General features: G+C 56.3%; 2 protein-coding genes and 1 pseudogene. 2 read left to right on the forward strand and 1 reads right to left on the reverse strand.

Annotated elements, in window-relative coordinates:
• A pseudogene (locus tag BMI01S_RS37305) lies at positions 1–265 on the forward strand (DDE-type integrase/transposase/recombinase); the annotation flags it as partial.
• A 342-nt stretch (positions 266–607) separates the two neighbouring features.
• A complete protein-coding gene (locus BMI01S_RS37310; protein WP_063769767.1) occupies positions 608–1144 on the forward strand; it encodes an RICIN domain-containing protein in 537 nt (178 codons plus the stop codon).
• Here BMI01S_RS37310 and BMI01S_RS37315 read toward each other — a convergent pair.
• Positions 1122–1628: ATP-binding protein (locus BMI01S_RS37315; RefSeq protein ID WP_042293366.1), on the reverse strand; the 507-nt coding region annotated here is incomplete at its 5' end. The two genes, BMI01S_RS37310 and BMI01S_RS37315, sit on opposite strands and share 23 nt — an antisense overlap.

Raw genomic sequence — 1628 nt, forward strand, 5'->3', positions numbered from 1 at the left:
AATCTGGCTGCCTTGCCGGCGATCAACGCCCCGCGGGAGGTGCCGATCAAGGTCCTCCAGAAAAAGTATCTGAATAACATCATCGAACAGGATCATCGGGCGATCAAGCGCCGGACTCGACTGATGCTTGGGTTCAAAAATTTTCGTTGTGCCCGCATCCTGTTGGGCGGCATCGAAGTTATGCACATGATTGTCAAGGGACAATTGAACGATGGCGGCGTTGGTCAAAACTCCCGCACAGCAACTCTATTCGCTGTCCGGATAAGGAATCCGTACCATATCGGATTTGGCCGACCTCTCGCTCTTACTGCGACAGAACCCGAACATGACAATGCCGACAAACCAGACAAAGAATGATCTCATTCCTACATGTTGTTAGCGTCATTTCTGTTTGACGTACAGAGCCACCATATTCAACAAGGGGCGTTCCGCTGCCGTGTAACGATGTTGTCCGTGTCAAATCGTGGTGCACAACGGCTGCGGTTGCACGGTGCCTGCTTTACACGTGTTGAAGGCCCAACCGGCCGGAGCCCCCTTACAAGCGGGACGGAGGCGGCCTTCCTAAACCATCCTAAACCTTCCTCAACCAAACCAATGTGAGGCCGACATGGGTATATACCTAATCGAATACAAGCAGGACCGCAACTTCCTGCTCGGGGTAAATGATCAGCAAGACGGTGCCGCGATTGTACTCCGGGAGAAAGGCACGATCCTTCGCTACGTTGCGTGGGACCTTAACTATGATACGGGCGCAATTACGTTGAACTCGAGCGGAGGCGATCTCGCGATTGGCGCTGATCGCGTCGCTCATGAGGCTAGGCTCTCGCTCACCGTCTATAACCGCGTTGACCAACGTCAGCGGTGGGAGCTGCTCAAGCGCCCGGGCTTTATCCTCAGCTTTGCAGACAGCAGCCTCTGCATCGACAATGACGCTCGTCAAACGAATGACGGCAACCAAGTCCGGCTATACAAGTTCAATGGCTCGCCAGCGCAGCAATGGAATTTCGTCCCCCTGATGAGTCGGCGTGCGATGGAAGCTGAGGAAAAAGCGATCTCCCCGATGGGCAGTTCAAACTCCTCCACTTGTGGGCGGCTAAATTCCCCCAGGCAGGACGAGCGGATTATGCGTCGGATTCTTCAGTGACGGCAAGTCTGGCGGCGGCTTCCCGCAGGCGATAGCTCTTACCTTCAAACTCGAGGAGTTTGGAGCGATGGAGCAGACGGTCAAGGATCGTCGAGGCCATGGTGCTGTCGCGAAGGTAGCGCCCCCAGTCCTGGACGACGCGGTTGGACGTGACGAGGATGCTGCGACGTTGCTTGTAGCGTTGATGGACCAGAGTCTGCAGCAGTTCGGCCGCGGCATCGGGAATGCGTTTGGCGAGGAACAGATCGTCAAGCACAAGGAGTTCGGGCTCGACGAGGGCTTTGAGCAACCGGTCCTGATCGGCGCGCGTTTCCACGGCATAGCCGGCGAACACGGTGTCGGACTCGACGTATCGCACCTTCATTCCCTGCAGGGTGGCGTTGTAGGCGATAGCCTTGGCGATGTGGCTTTTGCCGGTGCCGGGTTTGCCGATCAGCAGCGCGTTGTCGCTATCGGCGACGAACTTCAGGGTGTATAGCTCAAA

Origin of the sequence: Paraburkholderia mimosarum LMG 23256 = NBRC 106338, assembly GCF_000739815.1 — a bacterium.
Classification (GTDB): Bacteria; Pseudomonadota; Gammaproteobacteria; order Burkholderiales; family Burkholderiaceae; genus Paraburkholderia; species Paraburkholderia mimosarum.

Excerpts from the sequence above, each read along its gene's own strand:
- BMI01S_RS37310 (WP_063769767.1), top strand. The coding sequence starts at position 608 with ATGGGTATATACCTAATCGAATACAAGCAGGACCGCAACTTCCTGCTC.